The sequence below is a fragment of the Flavobacterium difficile genome (assembly GCF_011392115.1).
GTDB lineage: Bacteria > Bacteroidota > Bacteroidia > Flavobacteriales > Flavobacteriaceae > Flavobacterium > Flavobacterium difficile.
This window is the reverse complement of sequence record NZ_JAAJBT010000008.1, coordinates 19620-39137: the sequence shown is the minus strand read 5'-3', so window position 1 is coordinate 39137 and position 19518 is coordinate 19620. Positions and strand designations below refer to the sequence as shown.

General features: G+C 28.8%; 18 protein-coding genes. All 18 read left to right on the top strand.

Going from position 1 to position 19518, the window contains the following annotated elements; translation table 11 throughout:
• Positions 1-135: 135 nt before the first annotated feature.
• Positions 136-936 (top strand): hypothetical protein, encoded by an 801-nt coding sequence (locus tag G4D72_RS12090; protein WP_166077980.1) that lies wholly within the window; start codon positions 136-138, stop codon positions 934-936.
• Between the two features lie 173 nt (positions 937-1109).
• A complete protein-coding gene (locus G4D72_RS12085; protein ID WP_166077978.1) occupies positions 1110-1625 on the top strand; it encodes a hypothetical protein in 516 nt (171 codons plus the stop codon).
• A 773-nt stretch (positions 1626-2398) separates the two neighbouring features.
• Positions 2399-2782, top strand: coding sequence for a hypothetical protein (locus G4D72_RS12080; RefSeq protein WP_166077977.1), 384 nt, complete (start codon positions 2399-2401; stop codon positions 2780-2782).
• Between the two features lie 679 nt (positions 2783-3461).
• Complete coding sequence (locus G4D72_RS12075) at positions 3462-4115, top strand: hypothetical protein (protein ID WP_166077976.1); 654 nt, start codon at positions 3462-3464, stop codon at positions 4113-4115.
• 83 nt (positions 4116-4198) lie between these two features.
• A complete protein-coding gene (locus tag G4D72_RS12070; RefSeq protein ID WP_166077975.1) occupies positions 4199-5146 on the top strand; it encodes a hypothetical protein in 948 nt (315 codons plus the stop codon).
• 1252 nt (positions 5147-6398) lie between these two features.
• Complete coding sequence (locus tag G4D72_RS12065; protein WP_166077974.1) at positions 6399-7322, top strand: tetratricopeptide repeat protein; 924 nt, start codon at positions 6399-6401, stop codon at positions 7320-7322.
• 513 nt (positions 7323-7835) lie between these two features.
• Entirely contained in the window at positions 7836-8123 is a 288-nt protein-coding gene (locus tag G4D72_RS12060; protein ID WP_166077973.1) for a hypothetical protein, read from the top strand.
• A 163-nt stretch (positions 8124-8286) separates the two neighbouring features.
• Positions 8287-8643 carry a hypothetical protein gene (locus tag G4D72_RS12055; RefSeq protein ID WP_166077970.1) on the top strand — a complete coding sequence of 119 codons (357 nt, stop codon included), beginning with the start codon at positions 8287-8289 and terminating at the stop codon, positions 8641-8643.
• A gap of 161 nt (positions 8644-8804) precedes the next feature.
• Positions 8805-9203: a hypothetical protein gene (locus G4D72_RS12050; RefSeq protein ID WP_166077972.1), complete on the top strand. Its 399-nt coding sequence runs from the start codon at positions 8805-8807 to the stop codon at positions 9201-9203.
• 41 nt (positions 9204-9244) lie between these two features.
• The gene (locus G4D72_RS12045; protein WP_166077971.1) at positions 9245-9589 is read left to right on the top strand and encodes a hypothetical protein; all 345 of its coding nucleotides are present in this window, start codon (positions 9245-9247) and stop codon (positions 9587-9589) included.
• A 160-nt stretch (positions 9590-9749) separates the two neighbouring features.
• Positions 9750-10106, top strand: coding sequence for a hypothetical protein (locus G4D72_RS12040; RefSeq protein ID WP_166077970.1), 357 nt, complete (start codon positions 9750-9752; stop codon positions 10104-10106).
• 159 nt (positions 10107-10265) lie between these two features.
• On the top strand, positions 10266-11654 hold the full coding sequence (locus G4D72_RS12035) for an ankyrin repeat domain-containing protein (RefSeq protein ID WP_166077969.1): 1389 nt from the start codon (positions 10266-10268) through the stop codon (positions 11652-11654).
• 172 nt (positions 11655-11826) lie between these two features.
• Positions 11827-12387, top strand: a complete 561-nt coding sequence (locus tag G4D72_RS12030; protein WP_166077968.1) for a DUF4274 domain-containing protein — start codon at positions 11827-11829, stop codon at positions 12385-12387.
• A gap of 164 nt (positions 12388-12551) precedes the next feature.
• Positions 12552-13094: a hypothetical protein gene (locus tag G4D72_RS12025; protein WP_076452924.1), complete on the top strand. Its 543-nt coding sequence runs from the start codon at positions 12552-12554 to the stop codon at positions 13092-13094.
• Between the two features lie 185 nt (positions 13095-13279).
• Positions 13280-14872: a GmrSD restriction endonuclease domain-containing protein gene (locus tag G4D72_RS12020; protein ID WP_166077967.1), complete on the top strand. Its 1593-nt coding sequence runs from the start codon at positions 13280-13282 to the stop codon at positions 14870-14872.
• 168 nt (positions 14873-15040) lie between these two features.
• Positions 15041-15640 carry a hypothetical protein gene (locus G4D72_RS12015; RefSeq protein ID WP_166077966.1) on the top strand — a complete coding sequence of 200 codons (600 nt, stop codon included), beginning with the start codon at positions 15041-15043 and terminating at the stop codon, positions 15638-15640.
• Positions 15641-17407: 1767 nt separating this feature from the next.
• Positions 17408-17917: a hypothetical protein gene (locus G4D72_RS12010; protein ID WP_166077965.1), complete on the top strand. Its 510-nt coding sequence runs from the start codon at positions 17408-17410 to the stop codon at positions 17915-17917.
• A gap of 700 nt (positions 17918-18617) precedes the next feature.
• Complete coding sequence (locus G4D72_RS12005; protein ID WP_166077964.1) at positions 18618-19046, top strand: hypothetical protein; 429 nt, start codon at positions 18618-18620, stop codon at positions 19044-19046.
• Positions 19047-19518: the final 472 nt, after the last annotated feature.

Sequence of the window (19518 nt, the reverse complement as noted above, 5' to 3'; positions counted from 1 at the left end):
ACAACAGGCGTTTGGCAAGATTGCGAATTTTGTGGTAAATTCACGTTTATTTCTCGCAAGAAATTTTATCTTTGATAGAAAATAATCAGTTCCGAAGTTCGCAACCTCGCCAATCGCCGGAACGTTGTATGCAATATGAAAAAGACATTATACATAATAATTATTATTCAGATTTTAGCTTGTTCGGAAAAAACAAGAAATCATGATTCTTTAAATTTACCCAAAGAAAATCAAAAAGTTGAAAATCATAAAATAAATGCTGAAAAGAATATAGAAATTTCTTTAAAAGAAAAGCATTTTAATGCGTTATTAGAATCGATAAAAACATATAAAATTCAACCAGTTGATTCATTGGTTACTGAATATAAAATAAGTCAGTTAGAAAATTATAAAATTGGAAATAACAATATACAGATTTTTAAAAAGGATAGTTTAAATATTAATTGGATTAAAATAAATTCAAACAAAATTTTAGCAGAAAACCTTAAAATAATAAATAATCCTACTGACGGAGGTAACGATAAAATGTTCTGCAACAGTCTTCAGAAAGTGAAAATGTATAAATTCAATTCTAATAATGTGTTTTTTTTAGAATTCATTTCAAGACCAGGAACTGGACTTGGCAGTGGTGTAACAGATTACTTGATTTATGATCAAAATAAAAATCAATTAAATCTTTTTGAAAATTTTAGGGGAGCAGATTTGGATTTCTATAAATTCCCATTCAATAAAAAATTAAGCTATATTTCAACTAATTACAAAGGAGATTATCACGGAGCTACTCCAGTTCATATTATTAGTAAAATTTATTCATTGAATTCCAATGGAAAGTTTCAACTTCAAAAAGATTCTAAAGGCAAAGAATATTATTATGAAATAGTAACATTTTCAGAAGACCAAAAGAAAGACTTAGAATACAATTGGAATTGGTTTTGAAAATACATACTGCATACAACAGGCGTTTGGCAAGATTGCGAATTTTGTAGTAAATACACGTTTATATTTCGCAAGAAATTTTATCTTTAACAGAAAAAAATCGGTTCCGAAGTTCGCAACCTCGCCAAGCGCCGGAACGTTGTGCGTAATGTTGCTGAAAAAATCGTAAATAAATGAAATTTAGTGATTTAACATATAAAATAGTTGCTTTTTCAGAAATCGAAAATTTTAATTCTGACGATTGTATTGATTGGGCTTATGAAATGTTATTATTAGAACATTATTCTGAAAATTTATTGATTTTAGCTGGAATATCTAAACCAAGTCAATACTTTGAGGTCATAGAATATCTAAAAAAAGCTTTAAATGAATTAAACATAAAGGCTTTAGATGATGATGATGCAATTTTGAGTTATAGTACTTATTACATAAAGAAAATAACCGAATCCGAAAATATTGAGCAAAACCTAAAACTAATACATACTTTTTGCCAAGATAATGATGACTATGCTAATCTTTTTGATTTTTCATTGCTCTATTGGGCTTGGGATGATTTTAATTTTGGTGAAGAATATAGTCATTATTGGGAAAATGCAAATAGGCATAATATTAATCAGATTATAATAGAAGTCGCAAAAAATTGGTTGCTGAAAAATGAAAAAGAAATTGAACTTATAACTGATAAATAAAAACACTACGCACAACAAGCGTTTGGCAAGATTGCGAATTTTGTAGTAAATTCACGTTTATTTCTCGCAAGAAATTTTATCTTTGATAGAAAATAATCGGTTCCGAAGTTCGCAACCTCGCCAAGCGCCGGAACGTTGGGCGTCAGTTTCGCTGAACGTAAAAAGAGAGAAATCCTTAAAGAAGATTAAAGTTTAGCATAGAAAAATAACAATTCACGATTATTTTATTAATAACCAAAAAAAGAAATATAACGACCGCGGAAAGTATTATAGGAACCGCGAAAAGAAATACTCAATGCGCGAAAAGAAATATTCGATGCGCGAAAAGAAATATTCAATGCGCAAAAAGAAATACTCAATGCGCGAAAAGAAATATTCGATGCGCGAAAAGAAATATTCAATGCGCGAAAAGAAATATTTGATGCGCGAAAAGAAATACTCAATGCGCGAAAAGAAATATTCAATGCGCGAAAAGAAATATTCGATGCGCGAAAAGAAATATTCAATGCGCGAAAAGAAATATTGAATGCGCGAAAAAAATTATAGCAACAGTAGAAATAAATATTACTAACTAATTTAGATAAACAACAACTGAAAAAACCGAACGCCCAACAGCGGTTTGCTAAAATGGCGACTTTTTCTTTAAAATCACGTTCACTTTTCGCAAGAAACATTATATTTGAAAGAAAATAAGCGGTTACGAAGTCGCCACTTCAGCAAGCCGCGAAACGTTAGCGGCAATGCGACCGCAGAACTGCATAAAATTATATAAAATGAATAGAATTTACACATATATATTTCTTATTTTTTTTGGAGTTGGTTTTTCACAGAATCAAAAATATAAAAACGCAGCAGACGAAATTATATCGCAAATCGAACAGATTGAGAAAGGATATGGATACAATATTAAACTGCCAAATTCAATCGCATGCCTAACTGGTATTTATCCAAAAAAGTACGATGGAACTTATGTTGGAATAGTTTATTTTCCAACAAGTGAAGAACTTAAAATATGGAAGAATTTCGTAAATGAAAACCATTTAAAAATAAAATATAAAAACATATCTGAGGCGAATTTAGATTCGGATATATTTGAGCAAAGAGAAATTTTATACGAATACGAACAAGGCAAATTTAAATCAAACTTTTGCAAATAATCACGCACAGCCGCTAACAGGCGTTTGGCAAGATTGCGAATTTTGTAGTAAATACACGTTTACATTTCGCAAGAAATTTTATCTTTAACAGAAAATAATCAGTTCCGAAGTTCGCAACCTCGCCAAGCGCCGGAACGTTAACCGCAAGCAATTTTGAACGATTCGTGAATGATTGAATTTAATTATTTTTTTGAGTAAAAATATGAAATATTGATTTACGAAAACTTGAAAATCTTATGGAAAATATAGAACGATGAAAACTGAATCGTGAAAAGTATTGCGAAAATTTCAGAAAGTTAAAAACCGAATCGTGAAAAGTTTTGCAAGAAATACAGAACGTTGAAAACTGAATTGTGAAAAGTTTTACGAGAAATACAGAACGATGAAAACTGAATCGAGAAAAGTTTTACGTTAAATACAGAACGGTGAAATCTGAATCGTGAAAAGTTTTGCGAGAAATACAGAAAGAAAAACTGAATTGCGAAAGTTTTGCCAGCGGTTAACAGCGGTTTGCTAAAATGGCGACTTTTTCTTTAAAATCACGTTTACTTTCCGCAAGAAATATTATATTTGAAAGAAAATAAGCGGTTACGAAGTCGCCACTTCAGCAAGCCGCGGAACGTTAGGCGTCATTTTGTAGAACGACCGAAAACAAAAGAACAATTAAGAAAAATAAAAGATGAGAATTTATAAAAGTTTGTCAATATTATTGATTTTTCTGTTTATTTCTTGTAAACAAAATGAAGAAAAAAAATCTCTGCCAGAAAAAAAAGATAATTTCAAAATTTCAAAAACCGAAAATATTAATATTGAACCGAAAACTGATATAAATATTTTAATTGAAAATTTTAGAGATTTTAGAAATGCAGTATATCAAAAAAACAAAGTGAAAGTGAAAAGATTTATTGACTTTCCAATTTATAATGAAAATAACGAAATCTGGTATTTGGAAAATATTGCAAATGAAGAGTTTCTAAAAAAATTAACAGAAAAAATTACACCATTTCCAGAATCTGAATTTGATAAGCATTTTGACAAAATATTTACAAAATTATTTATAAGTGGAATATTGAAAATAAAAAGTGAAATTCTATTCAATGAAGGCGAATATGAAACTATCGAATTAACAGAAAAAAATACGAAATATAAAATTTACGCAAATTACTATAAAAAAAGCAACGAGATAGTCTTAAATTTGACAACAGTAAGTCCAATAAAAGTTAACGATGGAGAAAATGAGATTATAGAAAAATCAGAATATAATGTAATTTATTACTTCAAAATTGAAAATGGAGAAAACATTAAATTTAAACAAATTAGAATTGCTGGATAAAAAAACGAACGCCTAACAAGCGTTTGGCAAGATTGCGAATTTTGTGGTAAATTCACGTTTATTTATCGCAAGAAATTTTATCTTTGATAGAAAATAATCAGTTCCGAAGCTCGCAACCTCGCCAAGCGCCGGAACGTTACCAGCAATTTTTAAAAAACAAAATGAAAAAGACAATATTAATTCTATTACTATGCTTTATAAATTATGTTTCATTTTCTCAACAGAAAAGAAATTATAAAATTTATCAATTTGCTGAAAATGATAGTACAAATGGTCACATTAGTAAAATTGTAAAATTTAATGATAGAAATTTAATAATTTATGAAGAAACAATTGATTTTAAATTTTCGCGTTTAAGTGCTATAACAGATTATATTGAAAATAATTATTATAGAGATAGTCTATTAATAAAAACTGAAACAAGTCATAGAAATTCAGTTAAAAAGCAAATAATAGAGTTAGATTATAATAATAAAAACTACTTAGAAAAAACAATAGTTAAAAGCTTTGAAAAAAGATTAAAAAAACAAAAAAACCATGAAGATTGCTTATTAGATGATGAAGATTTTGAAAAAAATCCTTCTTGGGAAACAATATTAGAAGAAAAATTAATCTATAATTCAAAAGGTCAAAAAATAGAAAGTATTGTTGATGAAAAAGAATATAATCGTCAAAAAAGATATTTGTATTTTTATAATTATGATGGTTTACTAACCAAAATTAAATTATTCCAAAACGATGAATTAATCTGGGAAGAATTTAGAGAATGTTTTGAAAAAGGGAATTATGATTATATAAGACTATGGAAAAACGAATATACTTTTAGTGATATTTGTAGTAGTATTGGTAAAATAAGATTTGTTTATGATGAAAATAACCGTCTAATTGAAATGACGGAACCAGACGAAACTGGAATTAGAGGTGATGTAAAAACCAAAAACTACTATAATCAAAACAACGAATTAATAAAACAAGAAAGATATAATACAGAAAACGAACTTGAAATTACTCATCTATATTTATATGAATAAAACTGCTGGTAACAGCGGTTTGGCTCAATAGCTACTTTTAGCTTTAATAACACGTTCGATTTTCCGCTGGAAAATCTTATCTTAGCAAGAAAATAATCGTTCCACGCAGCCGCTACTGCGCCAAGCCGCAGAACGTTATGCAACATATTTCCGCTGAATAGAAAATGAGTGATTTTATCATATTTTCATTTTTTTCTTTTTTCTACTAAAAACTTGATTTGACATTGTTTTGTTGAATAATTTATGAAAATGAATTGAGGATTTTGATTCGTAAATAGTTTGCGAGAATATTGAAACTTTTAAGATTGCGGAAAATTGGATTCGCAAAAGTTTGAGTGAATCGTGAAACGAAAAAAAGTTGATTCGTGAAAAGTTTGTGTGAATATTGAAGCGTGTAACTTTGCAGAAAATTGGAATCGTTAAAGTTTGAACGAATATTGAAACGAAAAATGATTCGTGAAAGGTTTGCGAGAATATTGAAACGTGTAAGATTGCGTCAAAAAAGAATCGTGAAAACTTGGAGATTTATAAATTTAGATTCAATTTTAAATAAATAATACGTCGCATAACAGCGGTTTGCTAAAATGGCGACTTTTTCTTTAAAATTACATTCATTTTTCGCAAGAAATTGTATCTTAGCTACAAATAAACAATTTACGAAGTCGCCACTTCAGCAAGCCGCGGCCCGTTAAATACAAGTTTTGTTGAATCGAGAATGCTGAATAAAATCTGAATATTTTCACATCTATTTTGCTTGAATACTTCTCGTCTATTTTCTTTTTTTCGAAATCTTTATAAAATACTTGAATTGGAAAAAATGTGTTGATTTTGATTGCGAAAACAAGTTGAATCGGAAAAATTTACTTGAATTAGATTACGAAAAATGTTGAGCTGAAAAACGTAACTTGAATTGGATTGAGAAAAAGATTGCGCAAACTTGTTGAATCGGAAAAGGAAGCTTGAATTGGATTGCGAATAACTTGTAGAAACGAGTTTGATTACTTCAATTGGTTTGCAAAATGTATTGCGAAAATGTTGGAATCGATAAAACGAACGAAAACTGAAAACCTAAAATGAGAAATAAATAAAAAACCTGTATTTAACAGCGGTTTGCTAAAATGGCGACTTTTTCTTTAAAATCACGTTCATTTTTCGCAAGAAATATTATATTTGAAAGAAAATTAGCGGTTACGAAGTCGCCACTTCAGCAAGCCGCGGAACGTTATAAGCCATTTTAAACACAAATCCGCATATGAAGATATTATTTACAATCATATTATCTATATTTTTTATATCATGCAAAAATGAGAATGAACATGTATATGAACATGGACATGAAGCATGTGAGGAAGCTGATAAAGTTTCTATGGAGATGAGAAAATTTGATGACTATTTAGTAACTCTATACAAAGAATCTGAAAGCAATTCAGAAAAAGTAATTAAAAAAACTGATAGCTTATTGATTGCAAATAAAAAAGAAACTGAAAAATATAAATCTCAAATAAAGTCTAATATTGAAAGTAAATTGCACTATTTAAAAGCAGAACTATTTTATAAAATTGGCAAGTATAGAGAATCAATTGACGAACTAAATTTCGAAGACGACAAAACTGGCGAAGCTGCAATTGCTCATGCAGCAAACTACGTCAAATTAAAAGATTACAAAACTGCAAAATCCTTTATTGACAGCATTGGTAATCGGAATGGAAGCTATTATGCGCTCGGAAACTATTATGAAAGTATAGGAGACAAAATCTCTGCTCTTAAAACTTATAAATATAATCTCGAAGATGATAAATCGCGAAAACATTTTATTTATTATATATGGACTCAAAAAAGAGTTGAAGAGCTTGAAAAAAACAAACCTTTACTCAATGAAGTTTTTTTTCCTACTGGAAATCCAAGTTTTGAAATTTGTGAGATTTGTAATGTTGATAATGAAAAACGAGAAAAGATTACGCAATTATTGATAAAAATGCCTGAAAATCAAAATTGGTCTTCAACTACCATTTTAGAATCTCCATATGATACTGGAAAAAGTTATTATTGGATTAGAATAGAAGCCGGGAATAAAGAATTTAATTATCATGTAGGCCAAAAAACTTTTGAAATAAAATACTTCAATCCGAAAACTAAAACTTCAATAACATTAGAAGACTGGCGGAAGAGAAAATAAAAACGGCTTATAACAACGGTTTGGCACAATAGCTACTTTTATAGTTAAAATCACGTTCGATTTTCCGCTGGAAAATCTTATCTTAGCAAGAAATAATCGTTCCACGCAGCCGCTACTGCGCCAAGCCGCGGAACGTTAGTGGCTATTTTGTCCGAGCAGCAACGAAAAAAAACAGAAAATATGATTCCTACTGATTTCGAATTTATGGTACTTTACATTTGTTATGTTTTGTTACTTATTTATCTTGTTCAAGGATTTATAATTCATAAAAATATTTTTTTTAAAGTAAATCTTGTAATTTTCATAATATATTTAACTTTTATGACCTACATATTTTCAGATAAAGAAAATTTCAAATACGGAAATTCTTTAGTAATATTGTTTTATGGAGAATTATTTTTTTCAACTCACTTATTAATAATTGGAATTATAAAAACTGCCAAAATAATAATGCTAAAAAGAAAAGAAACATAAACATATTAGAAAAAACAAAAAATCTAATTTAAAACTGAAATGCATAAAACTTTTGAAATTATTACTGAAATTGTAGGTTGGATTCAAATTGTATTGTCGCCTACTCTACTTGGAATTGGTTTTGGTTTTGGAATTTATCATTATTTTCCAAACGAAAACGGAATGATATTCGGGTTAATTATTGCAATAGTTGGATTTTTAATTGGAATAATTTGGGCCACTAAAAAATTTAAAACAACTGGAACAATTCATTTCCTGTCAAGAGTAAGTTCAACTCCTGAATTGGATTACATCGAAAAGTCGAAAAAAAGAAAAGAGACTGAATAGAAAATAAAAACAGCCACTAACAGGCGTTTGGCAAGATTGCGAATTTTGTAGTAAATTCATGTTTATTTCTCGCAAGAAATTTTATCTTTGAAAGAAAATAATCGGTTCCGAAGTTCGCAACCTCGCCAAGCGCCGGAACGTTATAGGCAATTTAAAATACTTTATGGATAATACTAGAATTATTAATGCTACGGTAAGATTTAAAGACAAACTACGCATTGAGATTGAAAAAGATTTATCTCATTCGAATGAAATGAAAGGTTGGTTATGGAAAACTCTTATTATGTCAGAAATTGCGCATAGAAGTTTTGATTTAGAAATTCAAATCGAATCATTTGAAAAAGTATATTTTAATAATTATGTCGCAATTGCAAGACACTTTAGAGATTGGAATATGGATTGGATTGCGGATAATTATTTTGAAATCACAAATTATATTGGAAAATATTATTGGCCGGATGATATGAAAGAAGATTTTGATTGTAATTACGAACCTTTTAAATTATTTAGTTTAGAATAATAACTGCCTATAACAGGCGTTTGGCAAGATTGCGAATTTTGTGGTAAATTCACGTTTATTTCTCGCAAGAAATTTTATCTTTGATAGAAAATAATTAGTTCCGAAGTTCGCAACCTCGCCAAGCGCCGGAACGTTAGCAGTAACTTTAAAAAACTTTCGTAATGAAACTTATAAATAAATCTATCAAAATTATTTATTACTCAATTTTCACTATTATATTAGTTTTCGTAATAGTTTCTGTGGCTTCATATTTAAATGTTTATTTGCGATATGGAGAAGTTCCTTCTTCAATTGATTTTACTCAAGAATTTGTAGATTCTGGAAAGCAATTCAATATTTTTCCTGAAAAAGCTGGAACAATTATTATGTTAGCATATTTACTTACAATTGCTATTTCCCTAGGATTTGTGCCATTACTTTTCATTTTAAATTTTTTCAACAATAATATTAATCCATATAAAAAATTAGCTTTAATACTAATAACTATAAATATATTCGTTTATATCCAATTCTGTTGTTTTAGCTATATGAATTGGTATTTTGGATATGTGCTTGATTAACAATAAAAGCTACTGATAACAGCGTGAATATAAAACTAAAGATGATAACCACAGAAGAATTAATTGACACTTTAGACAATGATGCGACAGAAGCTGACTTAAAATCTGCTGCAGAAAGTTTATTAGAAGCTATAAGCGATTGGCCTACTAGTATAAGTGAGCCAAGTGAACTTGTAACAGAATTGAAACTCCATATAAATACAAAGCTTACATTTAAAAACATTGAGAGGTTTCTGAAAACTCAAAGAGTGGAAAAAGATGCGTGGAAAATGGAATCGTTGAGTTCAATATTGAATATCTTTAAAATCGAGCGCTATGAAATTGTTGATAGAGAACTTGAATTGGAAGAATTGCTTGAGAGAATTACTAAACGTTTAAAAATCTAAAAAAAAGCTACTGCTAACAAGCGTTTGGCAAGATTGCGAATTTTGTAGTAAATTCACGTTTATTTCTCGCAAGAAATTTTATCTTTGGTAGAAAATATTCAGTTCCGAAGTTCGCAACCTCGCCAAGCGCCGGAACGTTATAGGCAATTTAAAATACTTTATGGATAATACTAGAATTATTAATGCTACGGTAAGATTTAAAGACAAACTACGCATTGAGATTGAAAAAGATTTATCTCATTCGAATGAAATGAAAGGTTGGTTATGGAAAACTCTTATTATGTCAGAAATTGCGCATAGAAGTTTTGATTTAGAAATTCAAATCGAATCATTTGAAAAAGTATATTTTAATAATTATGTCGCAATTGCAAGACACTTTAGAGATTGGAATATGGATTGGATTGCGGATAATTATTTTGAAATCACAAATTATATTGGAAAATATTATTGGCCGGATGATATGAAAGAAGATTTTGATTGTAATTACGAACCTTTTAAATTATTTAGTTTAGAATAATAACTGCCTATAACAGGCGTTTGGCAAGATTGCGAATTTTGTGGTAAATTCACGTTTATTTCTCGCAAGAAATTTTATCTTTGATAGAAAATAATTAGTTCCGAAGTTCGCAACCTCGCCAAGCGCCGGAACGTTAACAGTAATTATAAAAAAACTACTTTGATAGAAAAATTTGATAGTAATAGAAATAAATTTATAGTTGTATTTGGAATTTCAACTCTAATATTATTCTTTAATTTAAAAATAAGCCAATTTTCTTTTTTTGACAATTTGAAAATTTCAAAGAATTTAGAATTATATGTAATTTTGTTTTCAAATAGTTATTTCTTTTATGAAATTATTACTAGCTATTTGGTTATAGAGAAAAAAGAAAAAACATTTAATAAAATATATTCAATTCATTTTTCAATTTGTTCTATATTTTACTCAATTATAATCTTAACAATTCTCTATCATTTTAGTTATTTAGAAAAAATATTTAATATTACTATCTTTTCGTTTTTCGCATTACTTTTTGGGATTTTTTTTTGGAATAATTTTTTATTGTACAAGAGATTTTCAATTTCTTATAAAGTTTTAAGACCAAAAATAGAATTTGAAGAATATGAAAAAAATAACATTGAGGAAATAATTAATACTTCAAAAAACGAGAAAGAGAAACACGAAAGACTTGATTCATATTTTAGTTTTCTTGGGGCAAAAACAGGATTAGAATTAAATTCAAGTGGTGAAAGATGGAAAATTGTGAAATTTAATTTATCCTTATTTTCAATAAATCTTTTTTTATGTTTTGCAATATTAATAATGATTATTTATGGCCTAAAGCCAACGTCTTTTTATTATAGTTTTTTACTATGCTATGTTATAATTTTAGCATTTTTTTTCAAAAAATATATTTATACTAAAAAGTATTTTATAACTTATGAAGAGCAAATTTTAACTTTAAATAATATAATAGTTTATTCACCTTTATTGGCAAATAACTTAAAAGATAAATCTACAAAAGAAATTCAAACTGAAATTAAAAATCGTGCAAAGGAAAAATCTTTAGTAAATAGTTATTCAGAAATTGAAGATAAAATTGTAAATGTAATAAATTCAGGTAATTTAAATTTATTGAAAAAAATATTTGAAGAAAATAACGATTTAGATATAAACTTCCAAAGAAATAATGGCTGGACATATCTGCATTATTCTGTAGCTCAAGGTGAAAATAAAATAACTGATTTTTTATTAGAAAATGGAGCAAATCCAGACATAAAAAATCACATTAATAATTATCCATTAAACTATGCTGTAAAATACGAAAATATTGAAATTGTCAAATTACTTCTAGAATATCATGCAGATGTTAATATAGTTGATTGTCATGGCTTTTCCCCAATATTTAAAACAATAGAAAAAAACAACTTAGAAATTTTTAAATTGTTACTAAAAATGGGTGCTGATATTAAAATAAAGTGCAATGGTTTTTCAGTATTAGACTTTGCCAAAGAACATAAAAGAGGGAAAATTATTAAATATATTAAAGATATTTCAAAAAAATAACTACTGTTAACAGGCGTTTGGCAAGATTGCGAATTTTGTAGTAAATTCATGTATATTTTTCGCAAGAAATTTTATCTTTGATAGAAAATAATCGGTTCCGAAGCTCGCAACCTCGCCAAGCGCCGGAACGTTGTATGCTATTATATTTGAAAACCGCAGAAAAAAGAACGAAATGATAATATTGCCTTATAAAGAGAAATTTATTAGAGAAAATTTCATCGAATTTTCATTCGATAGCGATGACGAAAATTATTTACCTGACTTCAAACTTTTTGAAAAGCTAAACACAACTGACCAATATTATCTTGCTGAAAATTATAATTGGGATGATGGAGTTGAAATACTGAAATGGATAATTGAAAGCAAAAAATGTGATAAAGGAACTGCGTCACTTATTTTTTGGACATCCGAACCAGATTATTATTTTGAGAAATCGGAAAGTGAAATTTCAGATTACGAAAAAGATACTTTTTTATTGCTTAAAAGAATTGTAGAAAAGTTTAACAACAATGAATTTAAAAAGTCAAACTTAAAATATAATCCAACTGACAGAGAAAAAAGAATAGATTGGAATAAAAAAAATACAGAATGGAATATTTCTGAGGAGCTCAAAAAACCTACAAAAGGATTTTCAATAATTAGTCTTGGAATTATTCAGCATAAAATTTGGGAATGGCAACGAAAACGAAAAGAAGCAGAACGAGCTGAAAAAAGATTGAAACGAAAAAAATAACAGCATACAACAGGCGTTTGGCAAGATTGCGAATTTTGTAATAAATTCACGTTTATTTCTCGCAAGAAATTTTATCTTTAACAGAAAATAATCGGTTCCGAACTTCGCAACCTCGCCAAGCGCCGGAACGTTAGCGGTTATGTTAAAAAAACGAGACGAATAGAATGGAAAAATGGAAATCAAATGTTTGGTTAATTATAATTATTTGTGCAATAATAATTGGTTATCCATTTTTTGCAATAAAATATTTTGAAACTTCAACAGCATTAAAAATTACTGCAAAATTTTTACTGTTACCAATTGTTCTTTTTTTGCTAATATTTGGACCAAAATTTTATTATAAAAGTGTAAAACCTTTAGATAAGGATATTCCGAAAAATAAATTTAAAGAAAAAGCGAGAGATATATTTTCAATTTTTATGATGATTATTTTTTCGACAGGAATTTTGTTTGGAATTGCATTCTCACTAATAATTACAACAAATAAATTATTCGGAAAATCTGAAAGTGTAAAAATTAATGAAAGTGTTGAAAAATACGAGCCTTATATAACAAAAAATGGAAGATTAAGACATTACATTGATTTTAGAAATCCGAAAACACAAGAAATAATTCATTTAGAAGTTTATCGAGAATATTATGTTGGAGAAATTTTCGAGAAAGAAATGAATTATGGAGCGTGGGGAATTTTATACTCAACCGAATAAAAACACAACCGCTAACAGGCGTTTGGCAAGATTGCGAATTTTGTGGTAAATTCACGTTTATTTCTCGCAAGAAGTTTTATCTTTGATAGAAAATAATCGGTTCCGAAGTTCGCAACCTCGCCAAGCGCCGGAACGTTAGCAGATATTTTTTGACGACTCGAAATAAAAACAACAATAATTAAAAAATGAAAGCACCAGAATTATCTACATCACCAGAAAAAATTGATAAAATTATTAATCGTATTAACTCGGGCGATATCAGAATTCCTGCGTTTCAACGAGCTTATGTTTGGAAGCAAAATCAAATTATTGATTTACTTGATAGTGTAATCAAAAATTATCCAATTGGTAGCGTTTTGTTATGGAGTACGAAAGAAGTCTTACGACATACTCGTAATATTGCTGGCTATAAAATTCCAGAAAACGACATTGATTATCCTGTAAATTATATTCTTGATGGTCAACAAAGAATATCATCGATTTATGCAACTTTTAGTGATAAAACTATTCAAGAAAGTGAATCTGCGAGATATAATCCAAATCTTGATATTTTTGAAATCTATTATAATTTTTCAACAAAAAAATTTCAACCTAAAAGTGAAATTAATTTATTTTCAAACGATGTTGTGTATTTAAGAAACTTTCTAAACACATCAAAAGTATTTGAATTACTTAAAACATTAGATTCAAAATACCATCAAGAAGCGCAAGAATTACATTCAAAACTAATAAATTATGAATTGCCAGTTGTCACAATTAAAAATAGAGAAAAAAGTGAAGTCGGTATAATCTTCGAAAGAATAAACAACACAGGAACAAAGCTAACAACATTAGATTTGATGACAGCGTGGACTTGGACAGAAGATTTTCATTTAATGGAGGCAATTAATGACTTACAAGAAGAATTAGACGAAAAGAATTTTGGTGATATTTCTCAAAACATATTATTACAAGCAATTTCTGGAGTTATTCAAAACAATACTACAACAAAAGCAGTTGTTGACTTATCTGGAGAGCAAGTGAGAGATAATTGGACAAACTTTTGTGAATCTTTAAAGAAGAGTATTGATTTTATTTCATCCGAATTAAATTGTGCTCATTTAGACTTTTTACCTTATCAACAACAATTAATTGCATTCTGCAAATTTTATAGTATCGCTGGAATGCCAACTGCTAATCAGCTGTCAGAACTGAAAAAATGGTTTTGGAAAACTTCTTTCTCAAATAGATATTCAACTGGTATGACTACAGAAAAAATGAATACAGACATTGAAAGAATAATTGAGATACGAAATAATAACTTTGAAAACTCTTCTAAAATAACTTATACAGTTTCTAAAAATGAGTTAATTGAAACTAAATTTTCTAAAGCTAATTCATTAACAAGAGCATTTTTATTATTAATGGCACAAAAAAGACCATTAGACTTAATAAAAAATTCTAAGATTGACATAGTCAATTCTTTATCAAAATATAATAGAAAACAATTTCATCACATATTTCCTAATGCTTTCTTAAAAAATCAAGGCGTTCCCATTTATAAAATTTTCAGTATTACAAACTTCTGTTTTTTACCGGCAGACAGTAATAAAAAAATATCAATGAAAAGTCCATCTGAATATTTCTTCAACCTAATTCCGAGTGAACATTTTGTAACAATACTTGAATCAAACATAATTCCTATAAAAAGAGATTTATATGAAAACAATAATTTTAATGACTTTTTAGATAAAAGAGCAGAACATATAATTGATGAAATAGACAAACTAATTAGTTAAAACATCTGCTAACACACGTTTGGCGCAATTGCGAATTTTGTGGTAAATTCACGTTTACGTTTCGCAAGAAATATTATCTTTAACAGAAAATAATCAGTTCCGAAGTTCGCAACTGACGCCAAGCGTGGGAACGTTAACTGCAACCGCAGAATGACCAATCTTTAAAACATGAAAATACTTTTTATAATATTTACTTCATTCTTTGTGACAAGCTTTACTTTGGAAAATAATATTGGAAAATATGAATACCGAAGAAATAATTTTATCGAAAGTATTGAGCTTTTAAAAAATCAAAAGTTCAATTATGAGCGTTCAGAAGGATTTTCAAATTACAAAATCACAGGTAGTTATTTTGTTAGTGGTGATAGTTTGATTTTAAACAGTAGTCCGCAAAAAGATAAAATTATAGTTAGGGAAAAGAATACTGGAAAATTTGAAAATAAAACTTTTAAAGTAAGTGACAAAAAAGGGAATCTTATAGTTTTTCATCTCTATTTAACGCTTATTGACAATTCTAAAATTGTAATTAAAGATTCTTTTGAAAAAGTAAAATTCAAAAGTGCACCTATTAAAAGTTTTCACATTGTCAATACAATGGGTTTAAAATCTCCTGAATACATATTGGAAGGAAAACACACAAACTTTTTTGAAGTACAGTTTGAAAACATGCGAGTTTTTGACAATGAAAACTGGTATTTGATTGAAAATAAAATTCAGCCGAAAGGTTTGGACGGAGAAAATCAAAAATACTATCTAACAAAAAAATAGCGGCAGCAGTTAACAGGCGTTTGGCAAGATTGCGAATTTTGTAGTAAATTCACGTTTATTTCTCGCAAGAAATTTTATCTTTGATAGAAAATAATCGGTTCCGAACTTCGCAACCTCGCCAAGCGCCGGAACGTTGTGTTCAAGTTGTTTCGAAACGATAACGAGTAAATAATTTCTTTAATTTCTACATCTTTTTTCTAAGCAGAATTTTATTTGATTTTCTCAAAAAATCGTGAAAGATTTTTAAATTTCAGAATATTAATTTGATATAAAATTGTAAAACTGGAAATACAGAATTGAATTGGATTGTGAAAAAGATTGTGAAAAAGTATTGAATCGTAAAAACGAACTTCAATTAGATTGTAAAAAGATTTTGAAAACAAGTTGAATCGGAAAAACAAACTTGAATTGGATTGCGAAAGGATTTTGAAAACGAGTTGAATCGGAAAACGAAATTGAATTGGATTGCGAAAAGATTGTGAAAACGAGTTGAATCGGAAAAACTGAATTGAATTATAAATTGATTATAGATAGTAAAACAACCTAAACACAACAGCGGTTTGCTAAAATGGCGACTTTTTCTTTAAAATCACGCTCACTTTTCGCAAGAAACATTATATTTGAAAGAAAATTTGCGGTTACGAAGTCGCCACTTCAGCAAGCCGCGGAACGTTGTAAACAAGTTGTGTTGAATTGAGAATACTCGATTAAATCCAAATATTTTTACATCTATTAATTGAATAACTTCACTCCTATTTTTAAATCTTTATAAAAAACTTGAATTGTAAAAAATGTGTTGATTTTGATTCAGAAAACAAGTTGAATCGCAAAAAAAGAGTTGAATTGGATCGTGAAGAATTTTGCGAAAACTTATTGATTCTTAAAAAAAGAGTTGAATTGAATTGCGAAGAATTTAGCAAAAAACTTATTGATTCGTAAAAAACGAATTGAATTGGATTGCGAAGAATTTTGCGAAAACTTATTGATTTGTAAAAAATGAGTTGAATTGGATTGCGAGGAATTTTTTGAAAACTTATTGATTCGTATAAAACGAGTTGAATTGGATTGTGAAAAAACAACCTGTTTACAACAGCGGTTTGCTAAAATGGCGACTTTTTCTTTAAATTCACGTTTACATTTCGCAAGAAACATTATATTTGAAAGAAAATTAGCGGTTACGAAGTCGCCACTTCAGCAAGCCGCGGAACGTTAACCGCAAGCAATTTTGAACGATTCGTGAATGATTGAATTTAATTATTTTTTTGAATAAAAAACATGAAATATTGATTTACGAAAACTTGAAAATCTTATGGAAAATACAGAACGATGAAAACTGTATCGTGAAAAGTATTGCGAAAATTACAGAAAGTTAAAAACCGAATCGTGAAAAGTTTTGCGAGAAATACATAACGTTGAAAACTGAATCGAGAAAAGTTTTGCGAGAAATACAGAACGTTGAAATCTGAATTGTGATAAGTTTTACGAGAAATACAGAACGATGAAAACTGAATCGAGAAAAGTTTTACGATAAATACAGAACGGTGAAATCTGAATCGTGAAAAGTTTTGCGAGAAATACAAAAAGAAAAACTGAATTGCGAAAAGTTTTGCCAGCGGTTAACAGCGGTTTGCTAAAATGGCGACTTTTTCTTTAAAATCATGTTTACTTTTCGCAAGAAATATTATATTTGAAAGAAAATAAGCGGTTACGAAGTCGCCACTTCAGCAAGCCGCGGAACGTTATAAGCTATTTTAGACCAATATTACGATGAAAAAACTAAAAACAATACTGACAATTCTTTTTTTGACAATCGGACAGATAATTTTAGCCTGCGATTGTGACTCACAAGGTAAGTTTTTAAAAGTTGCTCCAAATACTGAACTTGTCGCATTAGTGAAAGTAACAAAATATTTAACTTTTAAAGAAATTTACGATGTGAAAACACCAATGTCAATGGAAGTTGAAATAATTGAAATCTATAAAGGTAAAGAAACTAGAAAAACTGCGATTGTTTGGGGTGATGATGGCAACTTATGCCGACCTTACCTATCTAAATTTAAAGAAGGACAATACTATGTTATTGCTTTTAACGGAGGTTCTGACGGATCAAAAGGATTTGCTCACAAAAACGAAAAAACAACTGACTACTCTATTTCAATTTGTGGTGACTATTGGTTGAACGTTGATATAAAAAAACAAATAGCAATTGGTTCTGTTGCCGAAAAACAAAAAGAAATGACGTTGGAAAAATTAAAAATCACACTGAAGAAAAAATAAAAACAGCTTATAACAGGCGTTTGGCAAGATTGCGAATTTTGTAGTAAATTCACGTTTATTTCTCGCAAGAAATTTTATCTTTGATAGAAAATAATCGGTTCCGAAGTTCGCAACCTCGCCAAGCGCCGGAACGTTGTAAACAAGTTGTGTTGAATTGAGAATACTCGATTAAATCCAAATATTTTTACATCTATTAATTGAATCGCTTCACTCCTATTTTAAATCTTTATAAAAAACTTGAATTGTAAAAAATGTGTTGATTTTGATTGAGAAAACAAATTGAATCGCAAAAAAAGAGTTGAATTGGATCGTAAAGAATTTTGCGAAAACTTATTGATTCGTAAAAAACGAGTTGAATTGGATTGCGAAGAATTTTGCGAAGACTTATTGATTCGTAAAAAACGAGTTGAATTGGATTGTGGAAATGTTAAGAAAACTAGTTGAAACGAAAATGAATTGTGAAAAATCAACCTGTTTACAACAGCGGTTTGCTAAAATGGCGACTTTTTCTTTAAAATCACGTTCACTTTTCGCAAGAAACATTATATTTGAAAGAAAATAAGCGGTTACGAAGTCGCCACTTCAGCAAGCCGCGAAACGTTACCGGCAAGCTCAAAACACCGCGCTAAAAATTATGAGAATATTTATTACAATAATAATATCGTCTTTATTAATTTCGAGTTGTAGCTCAAATAGAAATTTGAAAGGTCAAGTTTATGAACTAACAGATAGTGAACAGAAAATACAACTGAATTTTTTAACAGATAATGATTGCCGAATTGAACAAAGCTATTTGTGTGAAAAATTACCTGATACTTTTAGCAATTTGACAATGGAAGCAAAGTATCGTGTTAAAAAACTAAAAATAAAACATTCAGGAAATAAACATTTGAATGTTAATTGTTTAATTATTGAAAATTCAGATCTGAATGCAAAAAAACTGCCAAGATTTACATACATAGCGGAATATGAAAATCTATGTCTTCCTAAAGTAATTGTTAACTCTAATGAGTATAAACTGAGAAGAAAAATGACTCCTGGTATAATTCTAAACTTAGTCAGGGATTCGTTAGTATTGAGAAAAGACACTATAGTTTTTGGTTACAAGAAAATACCCAGAAAATTGTAATGGAAGAAAAGCCAGCCGGTAACAGCCGTTTGGCGCAATGGCTGGTTTAGTTTTTCTTAGGCGGAAATTGCTAAGTTGAAATTTTGCTTATCTTTAAAACAAATTATTAAAAAATCGCCACTGACGCCAAGCGGCGGAACGTTGTAAACAAGTTGTGTTGAATTGAGAATACTCGATTAAATCCAAATATTTTTACATCTATTAATTGAATAACTTCACTCCTATTTTTTAAATCTTTATAAAAAACTTGAATTGTAAAAAATGTGTTGATTTTGATTGAGAAAACAAGTTGAATCGCAAAAAAAGAGTTGAATTGGATCGTGAAGAATTTTGCGAAAACTTATTGATTCGTAAAAAACGTTTTGAATTGCGAAGAATTTTGTGAAAACTTATTGATTCGGAAAAACGAATAGAATTGGATTGCGAAGAATTTTGTGAAAACTTATTGTTTCGTAAAAAACGAGTTGAATTG